This is a genomic window from Exiguobacterium sp. SH5S13 (assembly GCF_004337085.1).
GTDB lineage: Bacteria > Bacillota > Bacilli > Exiguobacteriales > Exiguobacteriaceae > Exiguobacterium > Exiguobacterium aurantiacum_A.
Map to the genome: position 1 here is coordinate 1 of NZ_SJUS01000003.1, position 18,099 is coordinate 18,099.

The window sequence follows — 18,099 nt, forward strand, 5'->3', positions numbered from 1 at the left end:
GATGAGATTTCCCTTTGAGCAATCAAGAAAGACCCCTCAGAGACGATGAGGTAGATAGGTCATGGGTGGAAGCACGGCGACGTGTGGAGCTGAATGATACTAATCGGTCGAGGCTTTGATCTAGAAACGGTTTGAACTTGATGAGTCTTCAGTTTTCAGGGAACAATTCCCTTGTCTGGTGGCGATAGCGAAGCGGCCACACCCGTTCCCATGCCGAACACGGAAGTTAAGCGCTTCAGCGCCGAAAGTAGTTGGGGGTCTCCCCCTGTGAGGATAGGACGTCGCCAGGCAAACGGTGGTTCTGGAGCATTCGCTCAAGGGCCGCCGCTTTTTTGTATTTTGTATCGTGACTCAAATGAAGGAGAGGAATAACAGATGGCCAAGAAAATCAAAGTATACGTCGAGCCAAACGAGACAGTCGGTGAGTGTTTAGACCGAATCGCTCAAATGGGGTATCGCCCGGTACGAAGGATTGAAAAGCCTGTCTTTGAAAAAACGGGAACCAAAGACGAACCTGTTCATTCTCATCAATCAATCTTATTTGAGTGCGTCGCTCTCAAACCATAATGCCAAACCGTTACGAATGCGTGGCGGTTTTTTTGTTTTTGTAAAAACACCGTAAAGACGAACGATAAATATTCAGACAATTAAATTGTTCGCTGTTTGTTGACATATTTTCAAAGAACGAGGTACGATAGGCTTGTGAGTTAAGAAAATCAAATATTGCTCCATATAATCGCAAGGAAATGGCTTGCAAGTTTCTACCTGATCACCGATTCTGATCAGACTATGGGGTATAGCCGACATTTTTTTGTCATGGCCTATACCCTAAACTGTTTAATCAGTTTAGGGATTTCTTTATTTAAGGGGGACGTTGATGTGAAGGCAACAGTAGGTGTGATCATGGGAAGTTCTTCTGACTGGGAGACGATGAAGCATGCGTGCGACGCGCTAGAAGAGTTAGACATTCCATACGAAAAGCAAGTCGTCTCCGCGCATCGAACGCCGGACTTGATGTTCCAATACGCCGAAGCGGCTCGGGAACGAGGGATACACGTCATCATCGCCGGTGCAGGCGGGGCAGCCCACCTTCCGGGTATGGTAGCAGCGAAGACGACGCTTCCGGTCATCGGAGTCCCGATTCAATCGAAAGCACTGAACGGACTTGATTCGTTACTGTCAATCGTTCAGATGCCAGCAGGTGTTCCTGTCGCAACGGTCGCCATCGGAAAAGCCGGAGCGACAAACGCCGGACTGTTTGCCGCTCAAATTCTCAGTCTTCAATTCCCTGAAGTCATCGATCGTCTAGAAACGTATCGTCAACAAAAACGAGACATGGCGCTGCGCGGAACGGAGGAACTCGTCTAATGAGAATCGGGATATTAGGCGGAGGACAGTTAGGGCGGATGATGTCACTCAGTGCGAGCGCAATGGGTTACGAGACGCTCAGTCTCGACCCGAACCCGACGGCTCCGGCAGCCCAAGTCGCACCGAGTATCGTCGCCGGGTTCGACGACATCTCAGCGGCAAAAGAACTAGCAGGCCGTTCGGACATCGTCACGTACGAATTTGAAAATATCGACTCAGCGATGATTGAGGCGATTGCCGATAAATGTCCGCAAGGGATGGACGTGTTAACAGCGACGCAGCATCGTCTGTTCGAAAAACAGATGATCGAGGCGGCCGGATTGCATGTCGCACCTTACGTGCCGGTCCGATCGGTACGGGACGTTTACCGGGCCGAAGATTTGCTAGGACTCCCATTGGTCATCAAAACATGCCGCTTCGGTTATGACGGGAAAGGGCAAACCGTGCTCCAGACATCACAAGACGTACGCGCGTTCATAGAACAGTTCAATGAAGATGAATATGTCGCCGAGGCGTGGTTGCCATTCCGAAAAGAAATCTCGGTCATCGTGACGAGAGGCGCACATGAGACGACAACATTCCCAATCAGTGAAAACATCCATCAAAATAATATATTACATTTATCGATCGTTCCGGCCCGGCTTGACATGGACATTCTAGAAGATGCGCGCCATTTAGCACTTCAGCTCGCTGACCATGTTGGATTGATCGGTACGCTCGCCGTCGAACTGTTCGTGATGGAAGACGGCGAGCTATACGTGAATGAGCTCGCGCCACGTCCTCACAATTCAGGACACTATACGCTTGATGCATGCGAGACGTCACAGTTCGAACAACACATCCGCGCGATTACGGGCATGTCACTCGGACGGACGACTCAGTACACACCGGTCGTCATGGTCAATCTGCTCGGCGAACATATGGATAAAGTGAACCCACAAACGTTACCATCGAATGTTAAACTACATCTGTATGGAAAAGAAGAAGCGAAACCCGGACGGAAAATGGGGCACTTGAACGTGCTCGGCAGTACCGTCGAGGACGCGCTTCACACCATCGAACAACTGGCAATTTGGAAGGAGACCGTTTTATGATTTCACGTTACACCCGTCCCGAGATGGCGGCGATTTGGACAGATGAGAACAAGTTTGATGCATGGCTCAAAGTAGAGCTTTACGCTTGCGAGGCGTGGAGCGAACTAGGCGTCATCCCGAAAGAGGACGTCAACGTATTATGGGACAAGGCATCATTCGATGTCGAGCGTATCCTTGAGATCGAGCAGGAGACGCGCCATGACGTCATCGCCTTCACACGGGCCGTCTCAGAGACGCTCGGAGACGAGAAGAAATGGGTCCATTACGGTCTCACGTCGACCGATGTCGTCGATACGGCGCTATCGTACTTGATCAAACAAGCGAATGACATCCTTGAAGCCGATATCGATCGCTTCATCGACATCCTCGCCGAGAAAGCGAAAGCCCACAAATATGACATCATGATGGGTCGTACACACGGAGTCCACGCAGAACCGACGACGTTCGGTTTGAAACTCGCACTCTGGTACGAAGAGATGAAGCGAAACAAGAAACGGTTCATGGCCGCACGCGAGACGATCGAGTTTGGAAAAATGAGCGGCGCCGTCGGGACGTTCGCAAACATCGACCCGTTCATCGAGTCGTATGTGTGTGACAAGTTAGGGATTCAAGCAGCCCCGATCTCGACACAGACGTTACAGCGTGACCGCCACGCCGAGTACATGTCGACGCTTGCTTTGATCGCCACATCCATCGAGAAAATGGCGACCGAGATCCGCGGCCTTCAAAAAACAGAGACACGTGAGGTCGAAGAGTTTTTCGCCAAAGGCCAAAAAGGTTCGTCGGCGATGCCGCATAAACGTAACCCGATCGGTTCGGAGAACATGACGGGACTCGCCCGCGTGATTCGCGGTCATATGGTGACGGCATATGAGAACGTCCCGCTTTGGCACGAACGCGATATCTCGCACTCGTCAGCGGAACGGATCATCCTCCCGGACGCGACCGGCCTTCTGAACTACATGCTCAACCGCTTCGGCAACATCGTGAAGAACTTGACGGTGTTCCCGGACAACATGCGCCGCAACATGGACCGGACGTTCGGCATCATCTTCTCACAACGCATCCTGCTCGCCTTGATCGAGAAAGGCTGGTCACGTGAAGCCGCCTATGACGCGGTCCAACCGAAAGCGATGCAAGCGTGGGAAGAAGAGACGATGTTCCGGACGTTGATCGAGCAAGATGCCGAGATGGGCGCACTCTTTACGAGTGACGAACTCGATGATTTGTTCGACCCGAGCCATCACGTACGTCGTGTCGATACAATCTTTGAACGCTGTGGTTTGTGATCGTTGAGGGGCGCTATGCCCCTCTCACTTTAAAGGGGGACGATACAGATGGAAGCAATCTACGAAGGTAAGGCGAAAGCGTTATACGAGACAGAAGAACAAGGTGTGCTCCGTGTCTACTATAAAGATGACGCGACGGCATTCAACGGAGAGAAAAAACAATCGATTGCAGGGAAAGGCGTGTTGAACAACGCCATCACGACGCGTTTGTTCGAGCTCATGCACGACAACAAGATTCCGACCCACTTCATCAAGAAACTGTCAGACCGCGAGCAGCTCGTACGCCGCGTCGACATCATTCCGCTCGAAGTCGTCGTACGCAACGTCGCCGCAGGGAGTCTCGCTAAACGGCTCGGCTGGGAAGAAGGAACGCCACTGTTGTCGCCGATCGTCGAGTTCTACTATAAAGATGACGCACTCGGAGATCCGCTTTTAACTGAGGACCATATCCGTTTACTGCAAGTCACCACACACAAAGAAGTCGAAACATTGCGACAACTCGGGTTATGGGTGAACGATGTCTTGCTCGACTTCTTCGATGGACACGGTATCGATTTGATCGACTTTAAACTTGAGTTCGGTAAACTCGATGACACGATCATTCTCGCCGATGAGATTTCGCCCGACACGTGTCGCCTGTGGGATAAAGAGACGAAACAAAAGCTCGACAAAGACGTGTTCCGCAGAGACCTCGGATCACTGACAGAGACGTACGGCCAATTGTTAACACGCATAGGGGGAACTGACCAATGAAAAAAGTGAACGTGTACGTGACATTACGTGAAAGTGTACTTGACCCACAAGGCGTCGCCGTCAAAGGCGGACTCGAGCATCTCGGCTTCACAGGCGTCGAATCGGTACGAATCGGTAAAGTCATCGAACTTCAAGTCGCAGACGAGACGACCGAGGCGATGGTCCGTGACATGTGCGAGAAATTGCTCGTCAACACGGTCATCGAGAACTATCGGATCGAGATGGGGGTACTCGCATGAGGTTCGCAGTCATCGTCTTCCCGGGATCAAACTGTGACCTCGACATGTATCATGCGGTCAAAGACGTGCTCGGGGAAGAAGCGGAATATGTATTCCACACGGAGACGTCACTTGTCGGTTTTGATGGTGTGCTGTTACCAGGTGGCTTCTCATACGGGGACTACTTGCGTTGCGGCGCGATCGCCCAGTTCTCACCGATTATGAGTGAGGTGAAGCGATTCGCTGAAGAGGGACGTCCGGTACTCGGCGTCTGCAACGGGTTCCAAGTGCTCGTCGAGGCAGGACTCCTACCCGGCGTATTGATGCGCAACCGTGATTTGAAGTTCATGTGCAAGACGGTCGAACTGAAAGTCGAGACGAACGAGACGATGTTTACGAGCGACTATGCGGTGGGCGAGACGATTCGCGTCCCGATCGCACATGGAGAAGGCAACTACTACTGTGACGAAGCAACACTCGAGACACTGCGAACGAACGGCCAGATCGCTTTCACCTACACAGACAACCCGAACGGATCGGTCGCGAACATCGCGGGCATCACGAACGCACAAGGAAACGTGCTCGGCATGATGCCGCACCCGGAACGAGCGGTCGAGGCGATGCTCGGCGGAGAAGACGGCAAACGGTTATTCACTTCGATTGTAAAATGGGGGACACGACATGTTACTTACAACTGAACCGACAGCGACGCACATCCGTGAACAAAGACTGTATGCCACAATGGGGCTCACTGACGACGAATACGCACTCGTCGTCTCGCTCTTAGGCCGTGACCCGAACTACACCGAGATCGGTTTATTCTCGGTCATGTGGTCTGAACACTGTTCGTACAAAAACTCGAAGCCAGTGCTCCGTAAATTCCCGACGACCGGAAAACACGTCCTTCAAGGACCCGGTGAAGGGGCTGGAATCGTCGATATCGGCGATGGTCAGGCGGTCGCCTTCAAAATCGAGAGCCATAACCACCCGTCGGCCATCGAGCCGTATCAAGGTGCGGCGACAGGTGTCGGCGGGATCATCCGCGACATCTTCTCGATGGGCGCACGTCCGGTCGCACTCCTCAACTCGCTCCGCTTCGGAGATTTGAACGAATCACGTGTGAAACATCTCTTCGGCCATGTCGTCTCCGGCATCGCCGGCTACGGCAACTGTGTCGGCATCCCGACGGTCGGCGGAGAAGTCGCGTTCGACCCGGCCTACGCCGGCAACCCGCTCGTCAACGCGATGTGTGTCGGCCTCATCCGCCACGAAGACATTCAAAAAGGGATCGCCGAGGGGGTCGGCAACTCGGTCATGTACGTCGGGGCGACAACGGGACGCGACGGCATTCACGGCGCCACGTTCGCCTCTGAAGAGCTCGGCGAAGACGCCGATGAGAAACGCCCGGCCGTCCAAGTCGGCGACCCGTTCATGGAGAAGTTGTTGATCGAGGCGTGTCTTGAAGTCATCAAACATCCGGCCCTCGTCGGCATTCAAGACATGGGTGCGGCCGGTCTCACGTCGTCTTCGGCCGAGATGGCATCGAAAGCGGGCATGGGTATCGAGATGAACCTCGACCTCGTCCCACAACGTGAGGCAGATATGACGCCTTACGAGATGATGTTGTCCGAGTCACAAGAACGGATGCTCCTCGTCGTCAAGGCAGGACACGAAGACGAGATCGAAGCGATCGTCACGAAGTGGGGACTTCATGCGATCAAGATCGGCGAAGTCATCGAACAGAAAGTGCTCCGTCTCGTCCATCACGGCGAAGTAGCCGCTGAAGTGCCGGTCGACGCGCTCGCGGAAGATGCGCCAGTTTATCATAAACCGTCAAAAGTTCCAGCATACTACGAGGCGTTCCAAGCGATGACACCGGTTCAACCGGTCGTCACAGACGTGCTCGCGACGTGGAAAGACGTCCTCGCGATGCCGACGATTGCTTCGAAACGCTGGGTGTACGAGCAATATGACCATATGGTCCAAACGTCGACCGTCGTCGCACCAGGTAGCGACGCGGCCGTCATCCGAATCCGTGACACGGACAAGTCGCTCGCGATGACGACCGACTGTAACGCGAAGTATGTCTACCTCGACCCGCGCGTCGGCGGTGCCATCGCGGTCGCTGAAGCGGCGCGCAACATCATCGCGAGCGGTGCCGAGCCACTCGCACTCACCGATTGCCTGAACTTTGGGAGTCCGGACAAACCGGAAGGGTTCTGGCAGCTCGACCAAGCCGTCGAAGGTATGGCCGAGGCGTGTTTGGCACTCGACACACCGGTCATCGGCGGGAACGTCTCGCTTTATAACGAGTCGAACGGGACGGCGATCTACCCGACACCGGTCGTCGGCATGGTCGGTTTAATCACGAAGCCGGAACATATCACGACGTCACACGCCAAGACAGCTGGAGATGTCATCTTCCTTCTCGGCGATACGAAGCCTGAATTTGGCGGCAGTGCGCTACAAATGTTGCAAGACGGAAAAGTGAGCGGACAAGCACCGACGCTCGACCTCGAGATCGAGAGCCGTCACCAGCAAGCGCTGCTCACGGCAATCCGTCAAGGACTTGTCACGGCAGCTCACGACGTGTCAGAAGGTGGCTTAGCGGCGGCACTTCCTGAGCTCGTGTTCGGCACGGGGCTCGGTGCAGACGTCAGCGTCGACACGGATCTCGTGACGACACTGTTCAGCGAGTCACAGTCGCGCTTCCTCGTCACGGTCGCGCCAATTTACGCGGACACGTTCGCCAAACTGACGAAGGCGACACGAATCGGTCAAGTGACCGAAGCGACGCAACTGACGGTCCGCTCGAGCGATCGGTTAATTGAAATGGACGTCACTGAACTTGAACGTGTATGGGAAGGAGCTATTCCATGTTATATGACATCCGAGGCATGAACGAGGAGTGTGGGGTGTTCGGGGTGTTCAATCACCACGAAGCGTCACACCTCGCCTACTACGGACTGCACAGCCTGCAACACCGAGGTCAGGAAGGGACGGGTATCGTCACGGCCGACGGTGAACGCCTGCATGCGAAACGCGGGCTCGGTCTCGTCGCCGAAGTGTTCGACGAGCCGTCACTCGATGCCCTGACCGGACATCACGCCATCGGTCACGTCCGTTATTCGACCGCGGGCGGCAACACGCTTGAGAACGTCCAACCGCTCCATTTCAAATCGCTCACCGGGGACCTTGCGATGGCGCATAACGGCAACCTCGTCAACGCCAACGAGTTGAAGCATATGCTCGAGGCGGAAGGGGCAATCTTTCAGACGACGTCTGACACGGAAGTCGTCGCCCACTTAATCAAACGGAGCCGCGGCAACTCATTGAAAGAGCGGATCTCGGACAGCTTGGCGCGTCTCGTCGGCGCGTTCGCGTTTCTTTTCTTGACGGAAGACGCGATTTACGTCGGCGTCGACGTCCATGGTTTGCGTCCCCTCTCGCTCGGAAAGACTGAAGACGGGGCGTTCGTGTTCGCTTCAGAGACGTGCGCGTTCGACGTCGTGGGGGCGACGTACGTACGTGACGTCGAACCGGGCGAACTGTTGATGATCACGAAAGACGGAATCGTCTCAGAACGTTACAGTGAAGCAGCGGTCCGGGCGATGTGTTCAATGGAATACATCTACTTCTCGCGGCCAGACTCGATCATCGACGGCATCAACGTCCATACGGCCCGTAAGGCGATGGGGAAAAAGATGTTCAACGAGGCACCGGTCGAGGCGGATGTCGTGACCGGTGTCCCGGACTCGAGCATCTCGGCAGCCATCGGGTACGCCGAGGCGAGCGGGATCCCGTACGAGATGGGTCTCATCAAAAACCGTTACGTCGGGCGGACGTTCATCCAGCCGTCACAAGAATTGCGTGAGCGTGGCGTCAAGATGAAGCTGTCGGCGCTACGTGGGGTCGTCAACGGCAAGCGTGTCATCATGGTCGATGATTCGATCGTCCGTGGTACGACGAGCCGTCGCATCGTCAAGTTGCTGCGGGAAGCCGGGGCAACCGAAGTACATGTGCGCATCACGTCACCACCGATCAAACATCCGTGCTATTACGGTATCGATACATCATCAAAGGACGAGTTGATCGCGGCCACCAAATCGATCGAAGAGATTAAACAAGAGATCGGGGCCGACTCATTAGCGTTCCTCACATTAGACGGTACGGTCGAAGCAATCGGCCGACCGTTCGAAGGAAACTTGCGCGGGCAGTGTGCCGCTTGCTTCACCGGACTTTATCCAACTGAACTGGCGGAACTTGTGACAGAGACAAAAGCTTGAGGGGGACTGACGATGAGTTTAAGATATGAACAAGCGGGTGTGAATTTAGAGGCAGGTTATGAAGCGGTGTCACGCATGAAGCGTCACGTCGCACGGACGATGCGTCCAGAAGTGATGACCGGACTTGGCAGTTTCGGGGCGATGATCGATCTCGGCTCGATGCAATTGAAACATCCGATCCTCGTGAGCGGGACGGACGGGGTCGGCACGAAGCTAAAACTCGCGTTCGCGCTCGACCAACATGATACGATTGGAATCGATTGCGTGGCGATGTGTGTCAACGACTGTCTCGTCCACGGAGCCGAACCGCTCTACTTCTTAGACTATATCGCGACCGGAAAAGCGGAACCGGCGAAGCTCGAACGCATTGTCGCGGGTGTGGCCGAAGGCTGCGTCCAAGCAGGGTGTGCCCTCGTCGGCGGCGAGACGGCCGAGATGCCGGGCATGTATCCGGACGGGGAGTACGATATCGCCGGATTTGCCGTCGGTGTCGTCGAGAAAGAGCTACTCATCGATGGACGGACGATCGAAGCGGGGGACATCGTTCTAGGGTTAGCTTCGTCAGGTGTCCATTCGAACGGTTTCTCACTCGTCCGTCACATCGTCGAGGCGCAAGGGCTCGAGTACACGGATGAAATCGCGATGCTCGATACGACGCTCGGGAACGCATTATTGCTACCGACCCGCATCTATTCGGAAGCGGCGAAAGCGGCCATTTCGACCGGACTCGTCCAAGGGATGGCCCACATCACTGGCGGCGGTTTCTATGAGAACGTGCCGCGCATGCTGCCTGAAGGTCTTGGTGTCACGTTTGACGCATCAAGCTGGCCGAGCCTGCCGGTATTCGACTGGCTCGAACAAGTCGGCCACGTGTCGAAGCAAGAGATGTTCAACGTGTTCAATATGGGAATCGGCTTCATGATCACGGTACGTCCCGAAGACGTCGACACGGTACAAGCCGCGCTCGAACGGGTCGGCGAAACGTTGCATCGGATCGGCAAAGTCGAAGCGAAACCAGGCGTCCGGATTATGGGGGTCGACCAGTGAAGCGGTTCGCTATCTTCGCCTCTGGATCTGGGAGCAACGCCGAAGCGATTTGGGAAGCGATTGAGCGCGGCGAGCTGAGTGGACAGTGTATGCTCCTCGTCACGGATAAGCCTGAGGCGAAAGTGCTCGAGCGGGCAGACCGTCATCATATCCAGACGTTCTCATTCGAGCCGAAGGCGTATGCGTCAAAGTCAGAGTTTGAGTGGGAGCTGCTCGTTCTGTTAGAAGCGCTACACGTCGACTATATCGTCTTGGCGGGTTATATGCGTTTAATCGGGGATGTGCTGCTCGCGGCGTATCCGGGTCGGATCATCAACATCCATCCGTCGCTCTTGCCGGCCTTCCCAGGAAAAGACGCAATCGGTCAAGCGCTTGCCGCGAACGTGTCGACGAGCGGTGTCACCGTCCATTACGTCGACGCCGGGATGGACACGGGTCCAATCATCGCGCAAGAAGAAGTCGACATCGCGGGATGTGACCGCATCGAGGCGGCCCACCGGATTCAAGCGATCGAACACCAACTCTATCCACGCGTATTACAACAAGTGTTGAACCAACAGGAGGTTTTCAAGTGAGAGCATTACTGAGTGTGTCAGATAAAACAGGTATCGTCGAACTTGCGCGCGTCTTGCACGAAGCGGGCATCGAACTCATCTCGACAGGCGGGACGGAAGCGGCACTCGTCGCGGCCGGACTGCCCGTGAAAAATATTTCGGAAGTGACATCGTTCCCCGAGATGCTCGACGGACGTGTCAAGACGCTCCATCCGCTCGTCCATGGCGGTCTGCTCGGACGCCGTGATTTAGACTCACACGTCGAACAGATGAAACATCACCACATTGAGCCGATCGACTACGTCGTCGTCAACTTGTATCCGTTCAAAGAGACAATCGCGAAAGAGAACGCGACGTATGAAGAGGCGATTGAAAACATCGATATCGGCGGCCCGAGCATGCTCCGTTCAGCCGCGAAAAACCATGCGAGCGTGACGGTCGTCGTCGACCCGGCCGACTACGGCAACGTTGCCGCAGAGATTCAGAATGGCGGTACGTCGTTTGAGACGCGGCAACGACTCGCTTTGAGGGCGTTCCGTCATACGGCAGCGTACGACGCCTTGATTGCCGACTATTTAGGTCAGCAAATCGGCGAAACGTTCCCAGAACAGCTGACGGTCACGTACGAAAAAGTCCAAGACCTTCGTTACGGGGAGAACCCGCACCAACAGGCGGCGTTCTATAAGACACCGCTCTATGACGGCATGACGCTCGCCGATGCGGTGCAACTGCACGGCAAAGAACTCTCGTATAACAACATCCAAGATACGAACGCGGCGCTCGAGGCGCTCAGCGAGTTGACGGAACCGGCAGCGGTCGTCGTCAAACATATGAATCCATGCGGCGTCGCTGTCGGTCGGACGATCAGCCAAGCGTTCGCTCGCGCCCATGCGGCCGACCCGGTCTCGATTTTCGGCGGCATCGTCGCCCTCAATCGTGAAGTCGACCTCGAGACGGCAGAAGCGCTCCGCAACATCTTCTTAGAGATCGTCATTGCCCCATCCTTTAGCGAGGCAGCACTTGACCGATTGAAAGAGAAAAAGAATTTACGTCTATTGACGCTTGAGATGGGGCAGATGACAGGCATGCGTCTGACGGCAGTCGCGGGCGGTCTCCTCGTCCAAGACGGCGACGATATGACGCTCGACGATGCTTCGTGCCAAATCGTGACCGACCGTCGTCCGACGGCGGCCGAATGGGAAGACTTGAAGCTCGCGTGGCGTGTCGTCAAACACGTGAAATCAAACGCAATCGTCGTGGCGAAAGACGAGACGACGATCGGCATCGGTGCCGGACAGATGAACCGGGTCGGTGCGGCGAAAATCGCTTTCGAACAGGCAGGGGATCGTGCAGTCGGTGCCGCGCTTGGTAGCGACGCGTTCTTCCCGATGGGCGATACGGTCGAAGCTGCAGCTGCAGCCGGCATTACGGCCATCATCCAGCCAGGTGGTTCGATTCGGGACGACGAGTCGATTGAAGCGGCGAACCGTCACGGCATTACGATGGTGTTCACTTCAGTCCGACATTTCAAACATTGAGAGGAGCAAGAGGATGAACGTACTCGTCATTGGCCGCGGCGGCCGTGAACACGCGCTCGCATGGAAGTTGAGACAAGACGGGCATGACGTATTCGTCGCCCCGGGTAACTTGAACATGGACGGTGTGACGTGTGTGCCGATTGAAGAGACGGACGTCACCGCACTCGTCCGCTTCGCAGAGACCGAAGACATCGATTGGACGATCGTCGGTCCTGAGTCAGCGCTCATGGCGGGTGTCGTTGATGCGTTCAACGCGAGCGGACGACGCATCTTTGGACCGACGAAAGCAGCGGCGTTGCTAGAAGGCAGCAAAGCGTTCGCCAAAGAAATCATGCGTGAAGCGAACATCCCGACGGCAGCTTATGAGACGTTCATGGAAGCGGAAGCGGCGCTCGCTTATATTGAGTCAATCGGGGCACCGCTCGTCGTCAAAGCGGACGGTCTCGCAGCCGGTAAAGGGGTCACGGTCGCCTTCTCGCTCGATGAGGCACGTGCGGCGATTCATGACATCTTCACGACCGACAAGTTCGGTGACCAGTCACGCGTCGTCATCGAAGAATTTTTGGACGGGGAAGAGTTTTCACTCATGGCGTTCGTCTCCGGTGAACACGTCATCCCGATGATCACGTCGCAAGACCATAAGCGCGCTTTCGACGGGGACAAAGGACCGAACACGGGCGGGATGGGGGCGTATAGCCCGATGCCGCATTTAGAAGAAGCCGTTTATATGGAGTCGGTGGAGCGTGTGCTCGTCCCGCTCGCGCGGGCGATGGTGGAGCGGGGGACGCCGTTCGAAGGATTCTTATATGCGGGTCTGATTCTGACGGAAGACGGACCGAAAGTGATCGAGTTCAACGCCCGGTTCGGTGACCCGGAAACCGAAGTCATCCTCCCGAACTTGGCATCGCCGCTCCTTGACGTCATCGAGGCGGTCATCGCTAAACGACCGTATGCGATTGAATGGCTTGACGGGTATACGATTGGTGTCGTCGTCGCGGCCGCCGGTTATCCGGAACAAGCAACGACGGGGCAAGTGCTCTCAGGTTTTGAGCGCTTACCGAAAGATGTGCTCGTGTTTCATGCTGGGACGACGCGCGAAGGAAGTCACATCGTCGGGAACGGTGGGCGACTGTTCGTCATCACGTCGACGAAACCGACCTTGCTTGAAGCGAAGACAGCCGTTTACGACGCGCTCGAAAAGTTAACATTACCGCAAACGTTCCATCGTCGAGATATCGGCGGACGGGCGCTGGCGCGGATTTTTTAAAGGATGGGTCAACCCATCTTTTTTTTCATGCGAAAAAAAGGGAATACCGACTTCCTTGCTCTACAATGGTGAAGTAGATTGAAGGAAGAAGGTGGTCGACGTGCGCATTCGGACGAAGCTGATGATTGCGGTTGCCGTGAATATACTCGTGTTTGTCGGTGTCATCTTTTTTGTGATCCGTCCCTACTTTATCGAGAAAAGCATGGAGCAAGACCGTCAAACGGTCGAGAGTCAAATTGCGAGTGTGACCGAGACGCTCGCGAATCGGAAGAGTACGCTTGAACGGACACTCGTCGACTGGGCGGTGTGGAACGACACGTATACGTTCATTCAAAATCAGAACGATTCTTACATAGCAAGCAACATAGATGAGGAGTCGCTCGAAAACTTGAGTGTGCAAGCGATTGTGTACTTGAACCGTGAAGGCGAGGTCCACTATTCGACATTCCGTCAAGAAGACGCTCCGTTGTCTAAAACGGATCGGCAAACAATCATCGCGGAGATTACGAATCGGTTGAGCCTGGGACTAGAAACACAAAACGGTGTATATGACAGCGACTATGGACCGATCCTATACGCCAGTCACCCGATCTTACGGAGTGACAGGAGCGGACCGGCTCAAGGAACGCTCGTCATGCTTGAATTTGTTGACGTGGATTTTTTGGCAGACTTAAGCACCCAGACGAAAATCCCGCTGACGATTCAGCCTGTCGAACATAGTGAGACGAAGATGACGTTCAAAAACGAGGGGACCGAGGTCGTCGTGCCACTTGACACCGTCTTTCAAACGGCAGACTTTGAAGTCGGCTTTATTGTCGAACCGACCCATTACCAGAACACGATCTCGATGCTGAGGCTCGGGATGTTGTCGTTGCTTGCTTTAGCGTTAGGTCTGTTCTTGTCGCTTCTATGGACGATACATCACGTCGTGATTCGGCGGGTGATGGAAATCGTCGATGAGTTGAAACACATCACGGTCGAGCGGGATAGCCGGCTCCGTCTGCGTCGAGATCAACATAGCCGAGACGAGATCGAACAGATGGCGACGAGCATGAACGAAGTGCTCTCGGCACTCGAAGATACGCGGGCAGAAGTGCTCGATCGCGCGTTTCGTGATGCGTTGACGTTGCTGCCGAACCGGCTCGCCCTCGAAGACTATTTTTCGACCGTGAGGGGGAGCCATGAACGGATCGGTGTGATCGGTTTGGACTTAGACGACTTCCGACGTATCAACGACCAGTTCGGTCACCGTACCGGTGATGCCGTCTTGATTTACATCGCGTCGCGTCTCAATTTCTATAAAGAAGCGGGATTTGCGGCCCGGCTCGGTGCGGATGAGTTCATTTTCTTGCACCCAGATTGGACATTCGAAGAATTGAAGCCGATCGCGCGACGGCTGACGAAAGATTTGAAAGACTGGTCCGACGTGAACGGTGTCAAAGGAATGACGGCGACAATCGGTCTCGATGTATTCGCCTGTCGCGAGTCGCATCATACGTACGAAGTCATGATGGGACGTCTCGACGTCGTCATCCATGAGGCCAAACTGTCCGGGAAAAATCGGATCCTATCGTTCCAAGACATCGAGGATGGAAGTCACTATCTCCAGACGCTCGAGATGGAGCGTGACTTACGCTACGCGCTTGAACATGAAGAGTTCGAGCTATACTACCAGCCGATTGTGTCCCCGCGCCCGTTCGCTGTCCGCGGGGTCGAGGCGCTCATTCGCTGGAACCATCCGGATAAAGGACAAATTTCACCTGGGCTGTTTATCCCGATTGCGGAGCAGCTGGGACTCATCTCGGACATCGGGCGCTGGGTACTCAGGCAGTCCATATTGGAGATGAAAGAGTACGCAGCCCGCCATCACTTGTTCTTGTCGATCAACGTCTCGAAGCGTCAAATCGCGGACGGTTCGTTCCTTCAGGAGTTAGAGGAAGTGTTGCGTGACACAGGGTTTGACCCGCTCCTGCTCCATGTCGAAATTACGGAGAGCGAGGTCGGGGGCAACTTGTATGAGCTGCAACAGTTCATCCGTTCGCTCAAAGCGATTGGCGTCAAGATCTCACTCGACGACTTCGGTGTCGGCACATCGTCGCTGTCGTTCTTACAATCGCTGCAGCTCGACATCATCAAGATCGATCAAAACTTCGTCAAAGGGATTCCTGAGAACACGTTCGACCGGGCCCTCCTCGAAGGTCTGTACCAGACGTTCCATACGCTCGGGCTCGACATCGTCACCGAAGGGGTCGAACGTCCGGAACAGCTCGCGTTCGTGCTCGAGCATAGCGGTTCATTGATTCAAGGCTACCATTACAGCAAGCCGGTTCCGCTCGCGCAACTGGAGCATTATTTGAAGAACACGGCAACGATGTACGATTGGTGAAGGCGCCTCTGTGAAGAGGCGTCTTTATTATGTGAATTCCGTGTGAATTACGTTACAATTGGCAACATAGCTTGCAGGTGTTTCATAGAAAAGGTAAACTTGAAACAAATGAAAGAAAACGCTTACAATATTATTTTTTGATACTATTGAAGCGATTAAGGGAGGACTGGGTTCGATGCCTTTAAAACGATCGGCGCGGGCACCGTGGTCAAAAGCGATGATTCGCTCACAACTTGAAGTCGTGGATCAATTGCGACCACCTTCGCTCGTATTGACAAACGCCACATACTTAAACGTGTACGTGAAACAGTGGAAACAGGCTAACATATGGATTGAAAACGACCGCATCGTTTACGTCGGACCAGACGTGCCGGATTCGGCCGTCGAGACGGTCGACATGACCGGGAAATATATCGTACCAGGTTACATCGAGCCGCACGCGCATCCGTTCCAACTTTATAATCCGGCGACGCTGTCGAAGTATGCAGGCGAGCGGGGTACGACGACGCTCGTGAACGATAACATGCTTCTTTTTTTACAAGACAAGGAGCAAGCGTTTGCGCAACTCGAGGCGATTCAACAGCTCCCGACGAGCACGTATTGGTGGGCTCGACTCGACACGCAAACCGAGCTCGACCGCGACAGCGTCCTCGTCGACTCGGAGCGCGTCCACGCTTGGTTCAATCATCCTGACGTCGTCATGGCCGGAGAATTGACGGCTTGGCCGCGTACGTTAAAAGGTGACGATGAGATGCTCCAATGGATGCTCGACGCGGAGACGTGCGGTCTCCCGGTCGAAGGACATTTCCCTGGCGCGTCCGCGAAGACGTTGACGAAGATGGCGCTGATGGGTGTTCACAGCGACCATGAGGCGATGACGGCGAACGAGGCGTTATGCCGACTCGAACATGGCTATACGACGACACTCCGCCATTCGTCGATCCGTCCCGATTTGCCGGGCATGATTCGTGGGTTATTGGACGCAGGTCTCGAAGCGTTCGACCACTTGATGGTAACGACGGATGGTTCGACCCCTGGGTTTTATCAGGACGGCCTTCAAGACGCGCTCGTGAAGATTATGATCGAGGCGGGTCTGCCTGCCATCGAGGCGTATCGGATCGTGTCGCTCAACGTGGCGCGGCACTTCGGACTCGATCACGTCCTCGGCTCGATTGCGCCGGGACGGATCGCCCACCTGAACATCCTCGATGCGATCGATGAGCCGCGTCCGTCGGCCGTCATCGCCAAAGGCCAATGGATCTATCGGGATGGGGCCTCGTTCTTCCCGAACGAACTCATCGAGGCGGCGCTCGCGCTCATGCCGGCGACCGACGTCGCGATCGACTTGACGCCAAACGATTTATCGTTCAGCATGCCGGTCGGGCTCGATATGGTCAACTCGGTCATCATGAAGCTGTTTAAAATCACACACGACACCGGCCAAGACGAACTGCCGCGCGACTGCGACGAATCGTTCTTGATGCTGTTAGATAAAGAAGGGAAATGGCGGCTCAATACGGTACTTAAAGGGTTCGCCAACGATTTTGGCGGTCTTGTCAGCTCGTATTCGATCAGCGGAGACTACTTGATCCTCGGGAAGTGTAAACAAGACATGTTGATGGCGTTCGAACGGATGAAAGAGCTCGGCGGCGGGATCGTCCTCGTCGACCGGGGGGAAATCATCGCTGAGATCCCGTTACCGCTTTGCGGGATGACTTCGACAGAGCCGCTCGAACAATTGATTGTCCAAGAACAACGGTTGCGTGCCGAGCTGATCGCCCGCGGCTATCACTTCGAAGACCCGATCTATACGTTGCTGTTCCTGGCGTCGACCCACTTGCCTTACGTCCGGGCGACACCGCTCGGTATATACGAAGTTATGAAAAAACAAATACTATTTCCGGCAATTTTACGATGAACAGTTGAGTCCGAGCCGGTCGTGCTTTAGAATGATAAAGAAGTACGATGAGAGAGGATGCTTGCGGATGCAACTCGATAAATTACGAGGACGAGAGCTCGATCAGCTTTTTGAAGCGATTTTGAAGCTTGACACACTCGAAGACTGTTATCAACTATTCGAAGATTTAGCGACCGTGAACGAAGTGCAGGCGTTGTCCCAACGGTTAGAAGTGGCACGCCAAATTCGTGAAGGTAGCACGTATCATAAAATTGAAGAAGCGACAGGTGCTTCGACGGCCACGATTTCCCGCGTCAAGCGTTGCTTGAATTACGGGTCAGGCGGCTATGATCTTGCCCTTGAACGTCTACAACAATCAGAAGGTGACTCGTAAGAGTCATC

General features: G+C 54.7%; 16 protein-coding genes, 2 rRNA genes and 1 riboswitch. All 18 genes read left to right on the forward strand.

The genetic code is table 11. The features are described from left to right. Positions 1 to 123 (forward strand): 23S ribosomal RNA (locus EVJ30_RS02680); the annotation flags it as partial. Positions 124 to 174: 51 nt separating this feature from the next. Then, positions 175 to 290: ribosomal RNA gene (gene rrf, locus EVJ30_RS02685) — 5S ribosomal RNA — on the forward strand. Between the two features lie 85 nt (positions 291 to 375). Continuing rightward, on the forward strand, positions 376 to 567 hold the full coding sequence (locus EVJ30_RS02690; protein WP_034809046.1) for an NETI motif-containing protein: 192 nt from the start codon (positions 376 to 378) through the stop codon (positions 565 to 567). A 141-nt stretch (positions 568 to 708) separates the two neighbouring features. Next, a riboswitch (purine riboswitch) is annotated at positions 709 to 810 on the forward strand. A 69-nt stretch (positions 811 to 879) separates the two neighbouring features. Then, complete coding sequence (purE, locus tag EVJ30_RS02695) at positions 880 to 1,368, forward strand: 5-(carboxyamino)imidazole ribonucleotide mutase (protein WP_131441206.1); 489 nt, start codon at positions 880 to 882, stop codon at positions 1,366 to 1,368. Further along, positions 1,368 to 2,462, forward strand: a complete 1,095-nt coding sequence (gene purK / locus EVJ30_RS02700; protein ID WP_131456664.1) for a 5-(carboxyamino)imidazole ribonucleotide synthase — start codon at positions 1,368 to 1,370, stop codon at positions 2,460 to 2,462. The genes purE and purK overlap by 1 nt, the downstream gene beginning before the upstream one ends. Beyond that, complete coding sequence (purB, locus tag EVJ30_RS02705) at positions 2,459 to 3,751, forward strand: adenylosuccinate lyase (protein WP_131441204.1); 1,293 nt, start codon at positions 2,459 to 2,461, stop codon at positions 3,749 to 3,751. Before purK ends, purB begins: the two co-directional genes overlap by 4 nt. 48 nt (positions 3,752 to 3,799) lie before the next feature. Beyond that, complete coding sequence (gene purC, locus EVJ30_RS02710) at positions 3,800 to 4,504, forward strand: phosphoribosylaminoimidazolesuccinocarboxamide synthase (protein WP_131456666.1); 705 nt, start codon at positions 3,800 to 3,802, stop codon at positions 4,502 to 4,504. Further along, positions 4,501 to 4,743, forward strand: a complete 243-nt coding sequence (gene purS, locus EVJ30_RS02715; protein WP_021065194.1) for a phosphoribosylformylglycinamidine synthase subunit PurS — start codon at positions 4,501 to 4,503, stop codon at positions 4,741 to 4,743. The genes purC and purS overlap by 4 nt, the downstream gene beginning before the upstream one ends. Then, a complete protein-coding gene (gene purQ / locus EVJ30_RS02720; protein WP_070328802.1) occupies positions 4,740 to 5,420 on the forward strand; it encodes a phosphoribosylformylglycinamidine synthase subunit PurQ in 681 nt (226 codons plus the stop codon). The genes purS and purQ overlap by 4 nt, the downstream gene beginning before the upstream one ends. Further along, the gene (purL, locus tag EVJ30_RS02725) at positions 5,404 to 7,623 is read left to right on the forward strand and encodes a phosphoribosylformylglycinamidine synthase subunit PurL (RefSeq protein WP_131456668.1); all 2,220 of its coding nucleotides are present in this window, start codon (positions 5,404 to 5,406) and stop codon (positions 7,621 to 7,623) included. Before purQ ends, purL begins: the two co-directional genes overlap by 17 nt. After that, positions 7,599 to 9,008, forward strand: coding sequence for an amidophosphoribosyltransferase (gene purF, locus EVJ30_RS02730; protein ID WP_131456670.1), 1,410 nt, complete (start codon positions 7,599 to 7,601; stop codon positions 9,006 to 9,008). Before purL ends, purF begins: the two co-directional genes overlap by 25 nt. 12 nt (positions 9,009 to 9,020) lie before the next feature. Further along, positions 9,021 to 10,055, forward strand: a complete 1,035-nt coding sequence (gene purM / locus EVJ30_RS02735; protein WP_131456672.1) for a phosphoribosylformylglycinamidine cyclo-ligase — start codon at positions 9,021 to 9,023, stop codon at positions 10,053 to 10,055. Beyond that, complete coding sequence (gene purN / locus EVJ30_RS02740) at positions 10,052 to 10,630, forward strand: phosphoribosylglycinamide formyltransferase (protein ID WP_071399056.1); 579 nt, start codon at positions 10,052 to 10,054, stop codon at positions 10,628 to 10,630. Before purM ends, purN begins: the two co-directional genes overlap by 4 nt. Then, positions 10,627 to 12,147, forward strand: a complete 1,521-nt coding sequence (gene purH / locus EVJ30_RS02745; protein WP_131456674.1) for a bifunctional phosphoribosylaminoimidazolecarboxamide formyltransferase/IMP cyclohydrolase — start codon at positions 10,627 to 10,629, stop codon at positions 12,145 to 12,147. The genes purN and purH overlap by 4 nt, the downstream gene beginning before the upstream one ends. 13 nt (positions 12,148 to 12,160) lie before the next feature. Continuing rightward, positions 12,161 to 13,414 carry a phosphoribosylamine--glycine ligase gene (gene purD / locus EVJ30_RS02750; RefSeq protein ID WP_131456676.1) on the forward strand — a complete coding sequence of 418 codons (1,254 nt, stop codon included), beginning with the start codon at positions 12,161 to 12,163 and terminating at the stop codon, positions 13,412 to 13,414. A 100-nt stretch (positions 13,415 to 13,514) separates the two neighbouring features. Then, positions 13,515 to 15,800 carry a bifunctional diguanylate cyclase/phosphodiesterase gene (locus EVJ30_RS02755; protein ID WP_236634112.1) on the forward strand — a complete coding sequence of 762 codons (2,286 nt, stop codon included), beginning with the start codon at positions 13,515 to 13,517 and terminating at the stop codon, positions 15,798 to 15,800. Positions 15,801 to 15,975: 175 nt separating this feature from the next. Further along, complete coding sequence (locus tag EVJ30_RS02760) at positions 15,976 to 17,718, forward strand: adenine deaminase C-terminal domain-containing protein (RefSeq protein ID WP_131456679.1); 1,743 nt, start codon at positions 15,976 to 15,978, stop codon at positions 17,716 to 17,718. A 67-nt stretch (positions 17,719 to 17,785) separates the two neighbouring features. After that, the gene (locus EVJ30_RS02765) at positions 17,786 to 18,091 is read left to right on the forward strand and encodes a YerC/YecD family TrpR-related protein (protein WP_016509246.1); all 306 of its coding nucleotides are present in this window, start codon (positions 17,786 to 17,788) and stop codon (positions 18,089 to 18,091) included. The last annotated feature ends 8 nt before the right edge of the window (positions 18,092 to 18,099 follow it).